The organism is Paractinoplanes rhizophilus (genome assembly GCF_042664765.1).
Lineage (GTDB): Bacteria > Actinomycetota > Actinomycetes > Mycobacteriales > Micromonosporaceae > Actinoplanes > Actinoplanes rhizophilus.
In genome coordinates this window covers 139721-155856 of record NZ_JBHTBJ010000009.1, presented here as the reverse complement: position 1 = coordinate 155856, position 16136 = coordinate 139721, and the positions used below count along the sequence as shown (strand labels likewise).

General features: G+C 69.8%; 12 protein-coding genes and 1 riboswitch. Of the genes, 5 read left to right on the top strand and 7 right to left on the bottom strand.

Annotated features, from left to right (window positions below):
- Nucleotides 1–30 precede the first annotated feature (30 nt).
- A complete protein-coding gene (locus ACFQS1_RS15630) occupies nucleotides 31–570 on the bottom strand; it encodes a GNAT family N-acetyltransferase (protein WP_378968497.1) in 540 nt (179 codons plus the stop codon).
- 80 nt (nucleotides 571–650) lie between these two features.
- Here ACFQS1_RS15630 and ACFQS1_RS15625 point away from each other — a divergent pair, with 80 nt between their 5' ends.
- Entirely contained in the window at nucleotides 651–1706 is a 1056-nt protein-coding gene (locus tag ACFQS1_RS15625; RefSeq protein WP_378968494.1) for a hypothetical protein, read from the top strand.
- On the opposite strand, the gene ACFQS1_RS15620 is transcribed toward ACFQS1_RS15625, so the two are convergent.
- From ACFQS1_RS15620 to ACFQS1_RS15600, 5 genes are all read right to left on the bottom strand, one after another.
- Nucleotides 1703–3361 (bottom strand): alkaline phosphatase family protein, encoded by a 1659-nt coding sequence (locus ACFQS1_RS15620; RefSeq protein ID WP_378968492.1) that lies wholly within the window; start codon nucleotides 3359–3361, stop codon nucleotides 1703–1705. The genes ACFQS1_RS15625 and ACFQS1_RS15620 overlap by 4 nt on opposite strands.
- Nucleotides 3362–3425: 64 nt before the next feature.
- Entirely contained in the window at nucleotides 3426–4379 is a 954-nt protein-coding gene (locus tag ACFQS1_RS15615) for an NAD(P)-dependent alcohol dehydrogenase (protein WP_378968490.1), read from the bottom strand.
- The gene (locus tag ACFQS1_RS15610; RefSeq protein WP_378968488.1) at nucleotides 4376–4603 is read right to left on the bottom strand and encodes a helix-turn-helix transcriptional regulator; all 228 of its coding nucleotides are present in this window, start codon (nucleotides 4601–4603) and stop codon (nucleotides 4376–4378) included. The genes ACFQS1_RS15615 and ACFQS1_RS15610 overlap by 4 nt, the downstream gene beginning before the upstream one ends.
- Nucleotides 4597–5007, bottom strand: a complete 411-nt coding sequence (locus ACFQS1_RS15605) for a hypothetical protein (protein ID WP_378968486.1) — start codon at nucleotides 5005–5007, stop codon at nucleotides 4597–4599. Before ACFQS1_RS15605 ends, ACFQS1_RS15610 begins: the two co-directional genes overlap by 7 nt.
- A gap of 33 nt (nucleotides 5008–5040) precedes the next feature.
- On the bottom strand, nucleotides 5041–7308 hold the full coding sequence (locus ACFQS1_RS15600; RefSeq protein WP_378968484.1) for a putative bifunctional diguanylate cyclase/phosphodiesterase: 2268 nt from the start codon (nucleotides 7306–7308) through the stop codon (nucleotides 5041–5043).
- 112 nt (nucleotides 7309–7420) lie between these two features.
- Between ACFQS1_RS15600 and ACFQS1_RS15595 the strand changes: the two genes are divergently transcribed.
- The 4 genes from ACFQS1_RS15595 to ACFQS1_RS15580 all read left to right on the top strand — a co-directional run bounded on the left by ACFQS1_RS15595 (nucleotide 7421) and on the right by ACFQS1_RS15580 (nucleotide 13183).
- Nucleotides 7421–8044 carry a TetR/AcrR family transcriptional regulator gene (locus tag ACFQS1_RS15595; RefSeq protein ID WP_378968482.1) on the top strand — a complete coding sequence of 208 codons (624 nt, stop codon included), beginning with the start codon at nucleotides 7421–7423 and terminating at the stop codon, nucleotides 8042–8044.
- Between the two features lies 1 nt (nucleotide 8045).
- A complete protein-coding gene (locus ACFQS1_RS15590; RefSeq protein ID WP_378968479.1) occupies nucleotides 8046–9782 on the top strand; it encodes an ABC transporter ATP-binding protein in 1737 nt (578 codons plus the stop codon).
- Nucleotides 9779–11740 (top strand): ABC transporter ATP-binding protein, encoded by a 1962-nt coding sequence (locus ACFQS1_RS15585; protein WP_378968477.1) that lies wholly within the window; start codon nucleotides 9779–9781, stop codon nucleotides 11738–11740. The genes ACFQS1_RS15590 and ACFQS1_RS15585 overlap by 4 nt, the downstream gene beginning before the upstream one ends.
- Before the next feature lie 78 nt (nucleotides 11741–11818).
- Complete coding sequence (locus ACFQS1_RS15580) at nucleotides 11819–13183, top strand: HNH endonuclease signature motif containing protein (RefSeq protein ID WP_378968475.1); 1365 nt, start codon at nucleotides 11819–11821, stop codon at nucleotides 13181–13183.
- Nucleotides 13184–13586: 403 nt separating this feature from the next.
- On the opposite strand, the gene ACFQS1_RS15575 is transcribed toward ACFQS1_RS15580, so the two are convergent.
- A complete protein-coding gene (locus tag ACFQS1_RS15575) occupies nucleotides 13587–15713 on the bottom strand; it encodes a Calx-beta domain-containing protein (RefSeq protein WP_378968473.1) in 2127 nt (708 codons plus the stop codon).
- Nucleotides 15714–15728: 15 nt separating this feature from the next.
- Nucleotides 15729–15807: riboswitch (cyclic di-GMP riboswitch) on the bottom strand.
- Nucleotides 15808–16136: the final 329 nt, after the last annotated feature.

Below are 16136 nucleotides of genomic sequence, written 5' to 3'. Positions count from 1 at the left end.
GACATGCCCCCCATCCTACTGCCAGTCGGCCTACTGCCAGTCGGCGGCGAGCACCGCCCAGATCTCGGTGTCGTGCCGCACGCCCTGCCAGGGGTAGTTCTCGCGGAGCGTGCCCTCGAGCTTCATCCCGAGGCGGCGGGCGACGTTCGAGCTGGCGACGTTGTCGGGACGGCAGTGCCATTCGATGCGGTGCATGCCGCGTACGCGAAAAGCCCAGTCGATCAGCACGCGGCACGCCGTGGTGATCAGGCCGCGGCCGGTGGCGGCCGGCTCGAGCCAGCAGCCGACCTCGGCGATCCCGGAGTCCGCGTCGAAGGAGACGAACATGGTGCCGCCGACCAGCGTCTCCCCGAGCCAGATGCCGCAGATGCGGCCGGCGTCGCGGGCCTGGAGGTCGGCGTAGCGCCGCAGCGTGGCGCGGGCGCCGTCGAGGTCGGGGCTGCGGCTCGCCCACGGGATCCACGGGTCGACGGTGGCGCGTGCCCGGTCCATGTGGGTCAGGAACTCGCTTGCCTGCCAGGGCTCGAGGGGCCGCAGCGTGGCGCCGCCGCCGAGATCTACGGAGAACACCCGGGAAGCCTACGTGCGCCGGGCAGGCAGACTTCACCGCCGGTCCGCCCATGGATCACGATCATCCCGAAAGATTCGTCGTGGTCGATCGATGGGAAGGGCTGACCATGATGATCAAGGGAATCGCCCCGGGGGTGCTAGCCGTGGGGGTGCTGGCCGCGGGCCTGTTGAGCGCGCCCGCGCAAGCGGCGCCGAGCCGGGCCGAGCTCGCCCTGCGCTGGGCGCCGATCCACTATCAGGACGTGGACGCGACCGGCGCGCACGCTTTGTCGGGAAAATCGGACTTCATCGCACGGTACGACTTCGACGGCAACCTGGTCGGCACCGACAACTGGGACCACGCCGGCCGCAGCACCCAGGCCGCCGCCTACTACGGGGTCACTGAGACCAGCACGCACTGGTTCATCACGTACTTCTTCTTCCACCCCCGCGACTGGATCGACCACCCGTTCTTCGAGACCGAGCACGAGAACGACGGCGAAGGGCTCACCGAGATCATCGAGAAGGACGGTTCCGCGTACGGGATCCTGCGCGCGGCCGTCACGGTCGCCCACAGCGACTTCTACTCCTACACGCCGGCCGGCAGCACCTGGACCGGCGGCCGCGAGACGATCGACGGGACGCTGCAGCTCAAGGCCTCCCCGCACGACTCCTTCCCGCACCCGGTGACCGCCCAGGAGGCGAAGGGGCACGGCCTCAAGGCGTGGCCGCAGTACGACATCAACGGCGACGGCGTCGTCTACTACCCGTCGCTGACCGCGTCCGAGTCGCCGAGTGGCCCCGACGACCGGGACGTGCGTTACCGGCTGATCGACATCTTCGCCGCGGGCGGCATGTGGGCACAGCGCGACAACGCGAGCCTGTTCGCCAACCTCGGCACCTTCGCCGGCGACCGGTCGGGCGACTGCGGCGTAGGCACCTGGTCGTGCGAAACGAACTCGGCGAACGCGCCGTGGGGCTGGGACGACGGCAACGACGCGCCGGCCCGCGGCGAGATCGCGACCGACCCGGCCAAGCTGTCGGCCGAGTACTTCACGATCCCGGGCCCGCTGTCGCGGACGTACACCTACAACCCGTACGCGAGCGCCGCGGCAGCCTTGAAGGAGGCCCAGAAGCTGCCTCGGGTCACCGATTAGTGCGGCTGCCCGTCAGGGCCGTACGCGGTGAGGAACCTGTCGCGGAACTCGTTCATCGGCCACACCGGCGCGCCGGGCGCCGGTGTGAGCCCGTCGGTCCATCCCCAGCCCTTGATCCGGTCGAACACCTTCGGATCCTTGGCGACGATCGAGATCGGCACGTCCTTGCTGGCGTTCTGGCCCACCACGATCGAGTTCGGCTGGTGGTCGCCGAGCAGGATCATCACCAGCTTGTCGTCGGCGTACTTCTGCACGTACGAGACAAGCGTGTCCAAGGAGTAGGCGATCGACGTGGCGTAAGCCTCGCGGACCCGGTGGTTGTCCTTCCAGATCGCGCCGGCGCCCTCGGCCTGCTTGATGATCGGCCCGTAGACCGAGCCGTCGCCGAGCTGGTCCCACGGCAGCGTCTGGGGCAGCGGCGCCCACGGCGTGTGGCTGGAGGTCAGCGTCACCTCGGCCATCAGCGGGCCGCGCGACGTCCGGCCGTACTCGAACTTCTGCAGCTGCCGCATGGCGTACTGGTCGGGCATCGTCGACCAGCTCAGCATCGGGCCGTGGTAGTCCAGCGCATGCACGTCGTACACCTGGTCGTAGCCGTAGAACTGGCCCTCCGGCCACGCGTACGTGACGCCGGGCTCGACCCCGACGGTGCGGAAGCCGGCCCGCTTGAACGCGCGGGTCAGCGTGAGCCGGTCGGAGTTGACCAGGCTGCGGTAGCGCTGCTGGTTGTCGATCCACAGGCCGGACAGGAAGGTCGCGTGGGCCAGCCAGCTGCCGCCGCCCGAGGTCGACGAGGTGAGGAAGCCGGTGCGCGCCCCGAAACCGGCCGACTTGAGCTTGGCGTCGTCGGTCTTGAGCTGGTCGAGCACGGTGGAGTTGAACTCGGGATTCGCCACCGCGTCGCGGCCGTAGCTCTCGACGAATCCGATGATCACGTCCTTGCCGCGCAGCGCGGTGAGCAGCTGGGTGTCCGGCAGGTTGCGGAACGCGTCGATCTGGACCTCGCGTTCGAACGCCTTCTTGTCGGCGATGTCCTGCGGCACCTTGAGCGCGGTGTCGCGAGCCAGCTCGGCGGCGGCCTGCGCGGCCACCGGCACGCCGCCGACGATCTGGACGCCGAGCATCGCGAGGATCACCCAGGCGGAGGCCAGCGCGAACGTGGCGTGCCGCGTGGGACGGGCACGTTCGGCGAGCACACGGCTCAATCGTCGTACCGAGAAGGCGGTAGACGTCAAGATCGCTGCCGACAGCAGAATCGCTCCCGCGGCCACCCCGAAGGCGCCGAACTTGCCGATGGAGTCCTCGAGGAAGTGGTACCCGTCAATGAACAGCACCCAGTCGAGCACCGGGTCGAATTCGCGGGCCAGCACCGCGAAAAAGCCCATGTCAACGATCTTCACGATGGTGAGCAGGCCGAGCGTGAGGCCGAGCAGCGTGGCCAGCACGCGCCGCCCGCGCCCCGGGAGCGCGAGCAGCACGGCCACCGCCACGATCGCCTCGATCGGGATGCGGACCAGCGCGTTCAGCCAGAAGTTGCCGGGTGGGAGCCGCGTGATCTGGTCGGGCATGACCAGCTCGAGAAAGACGAGCAGAGCGGCGAGCGTGGTGAGCACCGCGCCACCGACATGGCGCAGATGGTGCCTGATCTGGGACAACTCGGATTTCCTAACCGCCGGTGGTACCTGCACTTCAGGTACACGGCGTCTCCGCGGCTTCGGTTCAAGCCGGGGCCACTGTCACCACCACCTTGCCACGGGCCGCGCCCGAGTTGAGGTAACGAATCGCGTCCGGCGCCGCCGGCAACGCGAACGTGCGATCGATGACCGGCCGGAGCGTGCCGTCGGCGAGAAACCCGGCGAGAGCTTCGAGGTCGGCGAGCTTCGGGAGCGACATCAGCGGCTTGAGCCGCTGACCGACAAAGGGCGAGATCGCGTACGCCCGGAACGTGCGCTCGAAGCCGCCGAGGAACCGCCCCTTTCCCCCTTCGCCGCCCACGATCACCAGCGTGCCCGACGGCGTGAGCAGCGGCCGCAGCTCGTGGAGCGGCCGGTTGCCGGCGGTGTCCATGATCAGGTCGTACCGGCCGGTCACCTCGGTGCTGGCGCCCAGCGAGCGGACGAAATCGCGCTTGGACTCGCGGGCCACGCCGGTGACCTGGGCGCCGTATCCCCGCGCGAGCTGGATGATCATGTGGCCGATCCCGCCGCCGGCGCCGAAGACGAGGACCCGCTGGCCCTCCTCGACCCGTCCCTCGTCCCGCAGGCCCTGCAGCGCGGTCATCCCCGAGACGGGAGTGGCGCCGGCCTGCTCGAAGCTGACCTCCTCCGGCTTGCGGACGAGGCGGTCCGCCCGGGCCCGCGCCAGCTCGGCATAGCTTCCGCCGGCGGCGACGCCGAAGACCTCGTCGCCGGCCCGGAACTTCTCGACATTTCGCCCGACGGCCTCGACCACGCCGGCCACGTCGCTCCCCCGCACCGGCACGCGCGGGCGGCGCAGGCCGAGCCCGAGTCGCCCGGCGGTGGGCAGGCCGGTCATGTAGTGCCAGACCCCGGGGTCGACCCCCGCGGCGCGCACCCGGACAAGCACCTCGTCGGCACCGATCACCGGGTCGGGGAGGTCGACATATTTCAGGACATCAGCGGAACCGTAGGCGTCCTGCGTGATCGCCTTCACCGGGCATCTCCTTCGGGGTAGTGGAAGACATCGTCGAGGGGCACCCGGAAGATCCGGGCAATCTGAAAGGCGGTCTCCAGCGACGGCGAGTACCGGCCCTGCTCGATGGCGATGACCGTCTGCCGGGTCATCCCGAGGCGCCGGGCGAGCTCGGCCTGGGTCATGCCGTCGGCGGCCTGTCGCAGCTCCCGGATCGAGTTCGTGATCCGGGTCGGTTTCACCACGCGCGCCGGCCGGGCAGCCCGTAGCGGTACGCGCACACCTTCGCGACCGTGCCGAAGACCGCGGACAGGATGAAACCGAGGTAGAGCGCGTTCGCGATCCAGAAATAGCCGCCCCGCGCGAGGGCCAGGACCAGCGCGACGACGCCGCCCAGCACGATGAACGCCTGTCCGATGTTGTCGCCGAAGACGGCGATCTCGCGGTCGCGCTCGTCCTTGGGCTCGCGCGGGCCGCGCAGGGTGGCGGCGATGTGCAGCAGGATCGACACGACGATCGAGCCGATCACCACCCCGGCCAGAACAGGGGCGTACGAGAGGTCGGTGAGCAGCAGGACCAACAGATAGGTCAGATAGGACGCGATCGCGACCGAACCGAGGATCCAGGATCTCTTCTCTTCACCGGACATGCCTCGAAGGTAGAGCAGCGTGTCAAAAATGTTTTACACGTGCTCACGATTTGGCAGAGGCTCGAGCTCCGACAGCAGCAGCTCCATCACGTCGGCCGGCTGGGCCGGCCTGCCGAAGAGGTAGCCCTGCCCGTGGTCGATGCCGATCCGGCGCAGCGTCTCCCACTGCGCGTCGGTCTCGATCCCCTCGGCCACGGTCTGCATCTTCAGCGCCTGTCCGAGGCCGGCCACGGCGTCCACCAGGGCCACGTCGTCCTCGTCGATGTGCACCTCGTCGACGAACGTCTTGTCGATCTTGATGACGTCGACCGGGAGCTGCTTGAGGTAGCTCAGCGACGAGTAGCCGGTGCCGAAGTCGTCGATGGCCAGGCGGACGCCGAGGCGGCGCAGCGCGTGCAACGTCTCCTTGGCCGCCTCGATGTCGGCCATCAGCATCGACTCGGTGATCTCCAGGGTCAGCGACGCCGGGTCGAGCCCGGCGTCGGCGAGCGCGGCCGCCACGTCGTCGACCAGGCCGGCGTACTGGAACTGGCGGGCCGAGAGATTGACGTTGACCTTGAGGTGGGCGGCCGCCGGCGTCGCGGCGCGCCAGCTCGCCAGCTGCGCGCACGCCTGGCGCAGCACCCAGCGCCCGAGCGGAACGATCAGGCCGTTCGCCTCGGCGCCGGCGATGAAATGGTACGGACCGAGCAGCCCGTCCCGGGGATGCTGCCACCGCACGAGCGCCTCGACCGCGGTGAGCTGGGAGGTGTTCATGTCCACGACGGGCTGGTAGAGCACCCGGAACTCCTCGTGCTCCAGCGCGTGCTCGAGGTCGGCGCGCTGCTGGGCCTCCTCGAGGACCGACATGGTCATCGTGGGGTCGAAGATCGCGTACGCGTTGCGGCCGGCCCGCTTGGCCGCGTACATCGCCAGGTCGGCGTTGCCGAGCAGCTGGTCGGCGCAGACGGCGCCGGTGGAGGTCGGCTCGCAGCCGGTGGAGCTGGCGATGCCGATGCTCAGCGAGCAGGTGATGTCGCGGCTGGCCAGCCGGATCGGCTCGCGGACGGTGGCCAGCAGGCGCTCGGCCAGGCCGGCCCCGTCGGCCGGGTCGAGCTCGCGCAGCAGGATGGCGAACTCGTCGCCGCCGAGCCGGGCCAGCACGTCGCCCGGGCGCACCTGGGCGCGCAGCCGCTCGGCGATCGTGGTGAGCAGTTCGTCCCCGGCGCTGTGCCCGAGGTTGTCGTTGACCAGCTTGAAGTCGTCGAGGTCGAGCAGCAGCACGGTCACCGTGCCGCGGTCGGCGCCCGGTGCGGCCCGGTTCACGAGCGCGACTGCTTCCTCGAGATTCGTCCGGAACATGGCCCGGTTGGGCATGCCGGTCAGCGAGTCGGTGTACGCCTGGTGGATCAGCTGCCGCTCGAGCTCGCGCCGCTGACCGATGTCGCGCAGGCTCACCACCACGGCCTGCAGGTCGGGATCGCTGATCCAGTTGGTGCCCATGACGTCGACGTAGACCCACTCGCCGGCGGCGTTGCGCAGCCGGGTCTCGGTGCGCCCGCTCCCGCCGATCGGCAGGGCCAGCAGCTGGTGGATGAACTCGTCGACGTCGGTCATCCGGTCCTGCATGACGTCGGTCAGCAGCTTGCCGGTCAGGTCGGCGGGGTCGCGGCCGAGCAGGGTGCGGATCGACGGGCTCACGTACTTCAGCTCGCCGTCGCGGCCCACCGCGACCACGGCGTCGGCGGAGGCCTCGAGCAGGGTGCCGGCCCGCTGCTCGGCGGCGTGCCGGCGGGCGTCGAGGCGGCGCCGGCTCTGCGCGTTGACCGTGGCCAGGGCGGTCAGGCAGCCGTGAATGGCCAGCAGCACCACCGAGCCGACCGCGCCGACGTCGGTCTTCAGCGGCAGCAGCAGCGCGTAGCCGGCGCCGGTCAGCACGCCCATCATCACCACGAACCGGGGCGACCAGACCGTCGCCGCGGACATCAGTAGCAGCAGCGCAGCCGGCAGGTAGAGCATCGCGCCGTGCGGGTCGGCGATGCCGAACAGCACCAGGACCGGCAGCTCGGCGAACCACCAGAAGTGCAGGTTGCGGCGGATCCGCTCGGAGCGGACCAGCCGGTGCCACGGCAGCCGCAACGCGGCCGCCTGCAGCACCACGGCGGCGGCCACCGGGATCAGCCACCACCGCATGGTGCCCGGCCAGCTCAGCGCGATCCGCAGCCCGCCGATCGCGGTGACCACCGCCGCGATGGTGGACCCGATGAGGATCTGACGGGCCCAGTAGTCCGCGGTGTGATCGTCCAAGTCGTGTCGCCGCACGGCTGATTCATCGGCCGGACGTTTACCGACATGAGCGGAACCCGCACCCGTTCCGCACCCATGACAAATGTCAGTGGCTGAGTGAGTGCTCGCTCAGTTACTGTGGCTCCTCGTGGAGAACAGGCGTAGACGGGTTCCGGCGCTCGCTCCGGAGGAGCGCCGGCAGGCCCTCATCGCGGCGACCATCCCGCTGCTGCACGAGCACGGTCTCGACGTCAGCACGCGGCAGATCGCCGCGGCCGCCGGCGTCGCCGAGGGCACCATCTTCGGCGTCTTCGAGAGCAAGAACTCGCTGGTCGTGTGCTCGGTCATCCAGGCGCTCGACCCGCAGGCGACGCTCGACGGGCTGGCCGCGATCGACCGGTCGCTGCCGCTGCGCGAGCGGATGTCCCGGGCGGCCGAGCTGATCCACGCCCGCATGGCGGAGAACGCCCAGCTGCTGACCGCGGCGCGCAAGCTGATCCTGGCCGGGCAGAGCGACCCCCACACCGGCGGCCGGATGGCCTCCTCCCGGGAACGGCTGCGCGACGCGCTCATCGCGGTGATCGAGCCGGACGCCGCCCTGCTGCGCCGGCCGCCGCACGCGGTGGCACAGATGCTGCTGCTGGTCTGCGGCGCCAACACGTACGGGCCGTTCGGCGACCCGGACAACTTCCGCGGGGCCGAGCTGGTCTCGCTGCTGCTCGACGGTTTCCTGATCCGAGAAAACGAAGAAGACACGCGGGGGGCTCAGTAAGGTGCTCATCCAACTGCTCCGCGGCCATCTACGGCCGTACCGGGGCGCGATCACCATGGTCGTGCTCTTCCAATTCCTCCAGACGCTGGCGACGCTCTACCTGCCGACGCTGAACGCCGACATCATCGACAACGGCGTGGTCAAGGGCGACACCGGTTACGTGATGCGGGTCGGCATCGGCATGCTCGGCATCACGGTGCTCCAGATCGCGGCGCAGGCCGTCGCGGTGTACTTCGGCGCGCGCACCGCCATGGCGGTCGGGCGCGACGTGCGCAACTCGATCTTCTCGCGGGTCCAGCAGTTCTCGGCCCGCGAGGTCGGCCAGTTCGGCGCGCCGTCGCTGATCACCCGCACCACCAACGACGTGCAGCAGGTCCAGATGGTGGTGCTGCTCACGTTCACGCTGATGGTCTCGGCGCCGATCATGTGCGTCGGCGGCGTGGTGCTGGCCCTGCGCCAGGACGTGCCGCTCTCCGGCATGCTGCTGGTGATCGTCCCGATCCTGATCGCCACGGTCGGCCTGATCATCACGCGGATGCGGCCGCTGTTCCGGATGATGCAGGTGCGCATCGACAAGGTCAACCAGGTGATGCGGGAGCAGATCGCCGGCATCCGGGTGATCCGCGCGTTCGTCCGCGACGACCGCGAGCAGGCTCGCTACCACGACGCCAACGAGGAGCTCACCGACGTCTCGCTGCGGGTCGGCCGGCTCATGGCGCTGATGTTCCCGACCGTGATGCTGATCGTGAACCTCTCCAGCGTCGCGGTGCTGTGGTTCGGCGGCCACCGGATCGACGGCGGGGCCATGCAGATCGGCGCGCTCACCGCGTTCCTCAGCTACCTCATGCAGATCCTGATGTCGATCATGATGGCCACCTTCATGTTCGTCATGATCCCGCGGGCCGAGGTCTGCGCCGAGCGCATCCGCGAGGTGCTCAGCACCGAGTCGAGCGTCACGCCGCCGCTCGCGCCGGTCACCACGCTGCGCCGGCACGGCTTCCTGGAGCTGCGCGACGTGGGCTTCCACTACCCCGGCGCCGAGGCGCCGGTGCTCTGCGGGGTCAACCTCACGGCGCGACCGCGCGAGGTCACGGCCATCATCGGGAGCACGGGCAGCGGCAAGACCACGTTGCTCAACCTGGTGCCGCGGCTCTTCGACGCGACCGAGGGCCAGGTGCTGGTGGACGGCGTGGACGTGCGCGAGCTCGAGGAGAGCCTGCTTTCGCGTACGGTCGGGCTCGTCCCCCAGAAGCCGTACCTGTTCACCGGCACGGTGGCGACCAACCTGCGCTACGGCAACCCCGACGCCACCGACGAGCAGCTCTGGGAGGCCCTCGAGATCGCCCAGGCCCGCGACTTCGTGGCGAAGATGGAGGGCGGCCTCGACGCGCCGATCGCCCAGGGCGGCACCAACGTCTCCGGCGGCCAGCGGCAGCGCCTCGCGATCGCCCGGCTGCTCGTCGCCCGGCCCGAGATCTACCTCTTCGACGACTCGTTCTCCGCGCTCGACTACGCGACCGACGCCGCGTTGCGGGCCGCGCTGATCGCGCACATCGCCGACGCGACCGTGGTCGTGGTCGCCCAGCGGGTGAGCACCATCCGCGACGCCGACCGGATCATCGTGCTCGACGACGGCCGGGTGGTCGGCACGGGCACCCACGCCGAGCTGATGGACACCAATCCGACGTACCGCGAAATCGTTCTTTCCCAGCTCACCGAGCAGGAGGCCGCGGCATGACCGCCCCCACTCGCCGCCCGGCGCCGCCCGCCGGAGGTCCGCCGGCCGCCCGCATGATGATGGGCGCCGGCGGGCCACCGGAGAAGCTGCAGGACTTCAAGGGCTCCACCAAGCGGCTTCTCGGCCTGCTCCGGCCGTACCGTCTGCTGGTCTCTCTGGTTTTGCTCTTCGGCGTCGCGAGCGTCGCGCTGTCGGTCTCCGGCCCGCGTCTGCTCGGCCACGCCACCGACATCATCTTCTCCGGCGTCATCGGCCGGTCCGTGCCGGAGGGCGTCAGCAAGGCGCAGATCGTCGAGCAGCTGCGGGCCAACGGCGAGAACACCCGCGCCGACCTGCTCTCCGCGGTCGACTTCGTGCCCGGCCAGGGCATCGACTTCGACAAGCTGCTGCACCTGCTCGGCTGGGTGGTGGTCGTCTACCTGTGCGCCTGGCTGTTCGGCGTCTTCCAGGGCCGGCTCACCGCGACGGTGGTCCAGAAGGCCGTCTACCGCCTCCGGCAGGACGTCGAGGCGAAACTGTCCCGGCTCCCGCTGTCGTACTTCGACCAGCAGCCCCGCGGCGAGGTGCTCAGCCGGGCCACCAACGACACCGACAACATCGCGCAGACCCTCCAGCAGACGTTCGCCCAGCTGGTCACGGCGCTGCTGATGATCGTCGGCGTACTCGGGTTCATGTTCTGGATCTCCTGGGTGCTCGCGCTGATCGCGCTGGTCACGGTACCGGTGTCGATCCTCGTGACCACGTTCATCGGCAAGCGCTCGCAGCCCAACTTCGTCGCCCAGTGGAAGACGACCGGCAAGCTCAACGGCCACATCGAGGAGATGTTCACCGGCCACTCGCTGGTGAAGGTCTTCGGCCGGCAGGACGAGGCCCGGAAGACCTTCGAAGATCACAACGACAAGCTGTACGCGTCGAGCTTCCGCGCCCAGTTCATCTCGGGCCTGATCCAGCCCTCCATGATGTTCATCAGCAACCTGAACTACGTGCTGGTGGCGGTCGTCGGCGGCCTGCAGGTGGCGTCGGGCAACCTGTCGCTCGGCGAGGTGCAGGCGTTCATCCAGTACTCGCGCCAGTTCAGCCAGCCACTGACCCAGGTCGCCTCGATGGCCAACCTGATCCAGTCCGGCGTGGCCTCGGCCGAGCGGGTGTTCGCCCTGCTCGACGCGCCCGAGCAGTCCGCCGAGCCGGCTCCGGTTGACCTGCGCCGCGCCGAGGGCCGGGTCGCGTTCGAGGACGTGTCCTTCCGCTACCTGCCGGACAAGCCGCTCATCGAGCACCTCTCGCTGGTGGCCGAGCCCGGCCAGACGGTCGCGATCGTCGGCCCCACCGGCGCCGGCAAGACCACGCTGGTCAACCTGATCATGCGGTTCTACGACGTCGACTCCGGCCGCATCACCCTGGACGGCATCGACATCAACACGATGCCCCGCGAGGAGCTGCGCGAGCAGATCGGCATGGTCCTGCAGGACACGTGGCTGTTCGGCGGCACCATCGCCGAGAACATCGCCTACGGCGCCGACTCGTTCGACATGGACAAGGTGCGGGCCGCGGCCGAGGCCGCGCACGTGGACCATTTCGTACGCATGCTGCCCGACGGCTACGACACGGTCATCGACGAGGAGGGCTCCAACGTCAGCGCCGGCCAGAAGCAGCTGATCACCATCGCCCGGGCGTTCCTGGCCGAGCCGAGCATCCTGATCCTGGACGAGGCCACCAGCTCGGTCGACACCCGCACCGAGGTGCTCATCCAGCGGGCCATGAACACCCTGCGAGCCGGCCGCACCAGCTTCGTCATCGCCCACCGCCTCTCCACCATCCGAGACGCCGACGTCATCCTGGTGATGGAGCACGGCCAGATAGTCGAGCAGGGCACCCACGACGACCTGATCGCCGCCGACGGCGCCTACGCACGGCTCTATTCAGCCCAGTTCGCCCAGGCCGTGGCCGAGGTGGATTGATCTTCTCATCCGCGGCGAGTGCGGGCCGCGGCGCCCGCACTCGCCATTTTTGTCGTACGGATGTTCGATACTTGAGGCATGCTCGACACGGTCCACACATGGGCAGAGGAAGCCGCCAAGGCGGCCGACTCCGCGCTGTGGCCCCTGCCCGAGACGGAGCTGCTCGACCTCCTGCAAGCTACCCACCGCCTGCAGCAGATCCTTACCGCTCTCCAGATTCGCGTGGTCCGTGAGGCCGCTTGCCGCGCCCTCCCCGCCAAGCACGGCCACCGCACCACGGCCACATGGCTGCGCGACCAGCTCCGCATCGATCCACAGCCAGCTCGCGACCTAACCGAGGCCGCCACCCTCCTCGACCACCGGCCGGAAGTCGAGCGTGCCCTGATCAGCGGCTCGATAGACCTGCGTCAGGCCACGACCATCGCCGCCGCCGTCAACGCCGTCCCCATCGCCTTGGCCGACGCAGCCGCAGCCGCCGACGCCGACACCGACGCCACGACCGCCGCCCCTTCCGCCGTGGCCGACGCCCATGCCGCGACCGCCGTCCCCTCAGCCCTGGCCGCTACCCGTGCCGCCACCATCGCCTCCCGCGCGGAGGCCACGCTGATCGACATGGCGGCCCAGTTCCCCGCGTACCAGCTGCGCAAGCTGGGCGACCGCATCCTCGCTCACGTCGCACCCGAGCTCGCCGACCTGGCCGACGAGGCGGCCCTGCGCCGAGCCGAGGCTCGCGCCCACCCCCGGCGCTCGTTCACGCTCTCCCTCCCCGTCGACGGCATGGTCCGCCTGTCCGGCGCCCTCGGCGTGGAGGACGCCGCCATCGTCACCGCCGCCCTGCAGCCCCTCTGCGCCCCCACGCCGGCCGACGACCGCTCCTTCCCACAACGCCGCGCCGACGCCCTGATCGACGTGTGCCGCCTGGCCCTGCGATCCGGCGAGCTCCCCCAGGACGGCGGCGAGCCACCCCAGCTGACCTTGACCATCCCCTACGATCCGCTGGCCTCCCGGCTCGCCACCGGAGTCCTCCCCGACGGCGAGCGAGTCTCCGCCGCAACGGCCCGCCGCCTGGCCTGCGACGCCCGCCTCTTGCCACTGGTGCTGGGCGGCGCTTCCCAGGTCCTGGACGCCGGCCGCACCCGACGCCTGGCCCACGGCACACTGCGGCGGGCCTTGACCGCCCGCGACGGCGGCTGCGCTTTCCCCGGTTGCGACCGCCCCTCCCGCTGGTGCGACGCACACCATCTGCGCGCCTGGTCCGACGGCGGCCCCACCGACCTCGACAACCTGGTACTCCTGTGCCGCCACCATCACCGCCTGCTGCACAACCCGAATGGCGGCTGGCGAGCCGAGCTCTGCCCCGACCGCCTGCCCACCTTCGTGCCCCCACCGTGGATTGACCCCGAGCAACGCCCTCGCCGCAACCTCTTCCACCCGCGAACATAGGCCGCGGAACACGCCACGAAGCCACCGCCGCCACGGCCCGCCCGGCAGCCGCAATCCACGCCGCCGTTACGGCCCGCCCCGCAGCCGTAGCGCACGCCGCCGTTGCGGCCAGCCCCGCAGCCGCAGCCCACGCCGCCGCTATCCACGCCGCCACGTCCCACACTGCGGCGGCCCACTCCATCGCGGCCTCATGTGCGCGGCCCACCCCTGCGCGGCCCACCCCTCCGCGGCCCACACCTCCGCGGCCCACACCTCCGCGGCCAGCACCTCCGCCCTCCGCGTCCGGCCTGCGCGGTCCACCCCGCGCGCTCACGGCTCCGCGACTCGTGAGCCACAACGCAAAGCGGCGGGGGCGGCCATTGGCCGCCCCCGCCTTCGTTCGATCAGGTGATGCTTCGGCGCCTTACTTGATGGCGACGTTCTTCGGGGCGGTGTACCCCGGAGCCAGGCCGTCCGGCGTGTAGCCGGCCACGAAGGCCCGGATCGTCACCACGGAGCCCGACCGCAGGCTGGCAGTACCACGCCAGATGTTGTCGCTACCCGTGGTGCCCCGCCAGGTGTTGACCCACTTGCCACCCGCCGCGCGCTGCACGATGACGGTCTGGCCGGGTGCACGCGGGTTGCCCTGGACCGCGAGGCTCAGCACACCCTTGCGGGGCGAGCTGGCCACGAAGACCGGCTTCTGCGTGACGGTCACCATGATCTCGTCCGACTGGTCGTCACCCGAGGCCACGGCGAAGCGGTAACCCTCGCCGATCCAGCGCGAGAACGAGTAGTTGCCGTCGGCGTCGCTCTTGGTGGAGAGGATCTTCTTGAGCTCCCCGCCGCTGCCCATCGGAGCGGCCCAGAGGTCAACCGTGCTGCTGGCCGGCGCCATACCCGTGATCGGCACAGCGATCGCACCAACGATGTTCTTCGGCGCGCTGATCGTCAGGTTGCCCGTGCCCGGCTCCGTCGGCGTGGTGCCGCCGCCGCTCGTGATGGTGATGACGCTGTTCTGCACGGTCGCGCTGCCGCCGAAGGCAACACCGGACACGAGGATCGTCTTGTCCGGCTGCGGAGTGCTCGGCGTAGCCGCGCTCAGCGCCCCGATCGCGTAGCTCGTCACGCCGGCCGGAATGACGACCGACGTGGTCGCCGGTGCGGTGAAGTCGCTCGGCGAAGCCGCCGTGCTGCCGTTGACCGAGCCACCCGTGAAGTTGAACGTGACCGGGATGGGAGCCGTCGTCGTGCCGGTGATGGTCGCGACCAGCTGGACCGAGCCGCCCGGGGCAACCGTGTTCGGGCCGACCGTGATGACCGGCGCCGCGACGCCGTTGGCGATAGCCAGCGAGGCGTTCGCCGGGGCCGCAGTGGCCAACGTGCCGGCGAGAGTGGTCGCAGCCGTTGGTGTGGCCGTGATGGTCGCCGTCGTGGTAGGTCCGAACGCCGTGGTCGGGTTGATCAGCACCACGCCGTAGCCGGCGGCGCTGCCCGCCGGGATGGTGACGGTCGAGGTCGCGAGCGTGTACTCGGTGCCCACCGTGGTGACGTTGGTGGCCGTAAGGTCGAAAATGACGCTCGCATTGGTCGGGTTCGACAGCTTGACCGTCACAATCGCCGCGGACGGGTCAGGCCCTGCTTTCACGTTGATGTTCGGCACGCTGTAGGTCGGCAGCGCGTCGTCGTCCGCAATGGTGATCGTGTTGGACGCCGTCACCGTCGCCGTGGTCGGCGTCGCGGTACCGGGCACCGTAATGGTGGTCAGCGCGATCCCGAAGGTTTCCAGGTCTTCGTGGGTGGTGTCGCCATTGATGTCGACCGTGAACGTCTTCGAGGTTTCCCCGGAGGCGAACGTGACATCTCCGTTGGCACCCTTGAAGTCGGTGCCATCCGTCGCTATTCCGGGGCCCGGCGCCCCTGCCGCCGCAACCCAGTGCACCGCCTGAGCTGCCTGCGAAGCGGGCGTCATCGTCAGGGTGAACGTCTGCGAGTGCCAGCCGTTGTTGCCCTCGGTGACCGTTGCCGGGGTAATCGGGGCAAGGGTCACCACCGGCGCCGTACCCGGAGTGTCGGTGATGTCAGCCGTCACCGAGGCGATAGGAGTGCTGCTGGTCGGGTCGTACACATTGACCTTGAAGGTCTCGGCGGTGGCACCCTCATACACATTGTCGACCAAGGTCGTGACATTGAGGATGGCATTTCCGGCAACGAACGCGACGGTCCCATTGGTTACCGCCGTGTAGTCCTGACCTGCCGTCGCGGTGCCGTTCTCCGTGCTCCACTTCAGGTCGGTCGGCACCGGACCGAGCAGGTTGGTGAGCGTCAACGGGAAGCTCGCGACGCTTCCCTCGGCCGTGGGGCCGGGCGCGGTGAGCGTGACGTCACCGCTGACAGTCGCGGCGAGGGCCGGTGATGCGACCATCACTGCTGGCACCAGGCCGATTGCGCCGGCTACGGCGGTCGCGAGGACCGTTCGCACCGGTTTCCTGCCATGCGGCGTGAACGGAACCGAGCCGCTCGTGGCCGCATGGGCTTCTCGATAGCGCATGTCTGATCTTTCTCCTTCGGCGGCTGGGCTACCTCCGTCGGGGAGGCCCCTAGCTTTGCGTCCCCGCGTTGCCGCGGGTTTGCCTGTTCGGGTACCGCACCTGAGGGCGGCTCGGGGCGCCGGATTTGCCCGGCTCCGGCGGCGCAACGCCTGACTTCGAAGTCGGGCTTGAGGCCGCGCCTTCCGTAATCTAACCGGCATATAACGGCGTTACCGGTGGAACGCATTTTTCCGGCTTAAATCCGGTCAAGGTGCCGCACAGCGCATGCGGGAAGCGGAAACGCCGGTCAGGCCGCGCGATGGCGGTTGATAATCGCGCGCGCCGAGACGTCACGGGATGAGAGGCACGGCGACGGGGAGGCGCGGCGACGGAGGAAACGCGCCGACGGAGGAAGCGCGGCGACAGGGGAAGTGCCCGGGGGC

Excerpts from the sequence above, each read along its gene's own strand:
- ACFQS1_RS15605 (WP_378968486.1), bottom strand. The coding sequence starts at position 5,007 with ATGTCCGGTGAAGAGAAGAGATCCTGGATCCTCGGTTCGGTCGCGATC.
- ACFQS1_RS15585 (WP_378968477.1), top strand. The coding sequence starts at position 9,779 with ATGACCGCCCCCACTCGCCGCCCGGCGCCGCCCGCCGGAGGTCCGCCG.
- ACFQS1_RS15580 (WP_378968475.1), top strand. The coding sequence starts at position 11,819 with ATGCTCGACACGGTCCACACATGGGCAGAGGAAGCCGCCAAGGCGGCC.
- ACFQS1_RS15575 (WP_378968473.1), bottom strand. The coding sequence starts at position 15,713 with ATGCGCTATCGAGAAGCCCATGCGGCCACGAGCGGCTCGGTTCCGTTC.